1 protein-coding gene is annotated in these 1,200 nt (G+C 50.9%); it reads right to left on the bottom strand.

The features are described 5' to 3' along the window. A partial coding sequence (locus INR99_RS17230; protein WP_228098428.1) for a tyrosine-type recombinase/integrase occupies positions 1-1,179 on the bottom strand: 1,179 nt, incomplete at its 3' end. Positions 1,180-1,200: the final 21 nt, after the last annotated feature.

Here is a 1,200-nt window from a genome sequence, read left to right as displayed (position 1 = left end):
CTCCTGAAGACGCGAAGCCCACGCTTCTAGTGCTTGTTTCCTCTCCTTGAAATAGCTATGCCGGTTGTAAATACCATGAACGCCCTTGATGTGATGGTTAAGGGTCAATTCGGCAGTAATCGGATCAATGCCCAAATCCGACAGATGTGTTCTTCCTGTTCGGCGCAGATCGTGAATGACGAAGGGAGCAACGTTGGGCATTTCTCGCTTTACCTTGCTTAATGCAACGTTTAGCGTGTTCACGCAGATGTATGGAATCCCGGATGTCTGCATCTTTCTGGCGGGAAGTACATATTCGCTGTCTCCCGCAAGGGTTTTCAATTCAAGAAGATATGTCACGGCCAACTTTGGGAGGGGTACGTCGATTCCTCTTTTGGTTTTTGTGTCATCGGTCATGTACCAGACTGCTGCTTCCAAATCAAAGTTTTCCCACCGAGCAGAGCAGAGTTCCATTTTTCGACAGCACAGGAGCAGTAGCAGCCGGATAGTCAGTTCGTTCTGCCGACTGAAACCACGTGCACGGCGCATGGCGACGAACAGTAGTTGAATTTCATCGGCAGTGAGGAAGCGGCTACGTGCAACTTCAGAGCCACCGGCATCTGCAATGGTCATCAGTGCAATCCGGTTGTTCTCGATGTATCCCTTGCGCTGAGCGTAGTTCCACATGTTTTGCAGAAGACGCAGCACTTTGTTTGCGACAGTGGGAGCGCCACGTTGCCTTATCCGATCCAGGAGCCGATCAATGTCCTCTGGAATGATGGACTTAATTTTCCGGCTGCCAATGTAGGGCAGCACATCCTTTGCAAGTTGGCGACGCTGGATGTAATCGGTGCGGATGCGAGGGGAGATGATCCGCAGCAGGTATTCTTGTGCCAACTGTCCTACTGTGCGTTCGAGGCGTTTCTCGATGACTTCTGTGACCTGTCGTTCAACAAGCTTCTCTTTCTGAAGCTTGGGGACGACTCCGCCCAGTAGTTGAACTTTTTTCTTGAGCGCTTCTTTTCGTGCGCTCGTCACAGTCATTTCAGGGTAGTAACCAATCACCATTTTCTGGGTGATGTTGCCCACTGTGTAGCGGTAATACCACGATGCTCGGTGCGCACCATTCTTCCTACTCAGGTACAAGCCATCACCGATGCTGAAGTTGAAGGCGGTGTCCTGGCGGATCAATTCATCCAGTTTGGCTTTGGTCGCACGATC

This window comes from Chitinilyticum piscinae, assembly GCF_015223195.1.
Classification (GTDB): domain Bacteria; phylum Pseudomonadota; class Gammaproteobacteria; order Burkholderiales; family Chitinibacteraceae; genus Chitinilyticum; species Chitinilyticum piscinae.
The sequence above is the reverse complement of the archived record's forward strand: the minus strand, read 5'-3'. Positions and strand labels throughout refer to the sequence as shown.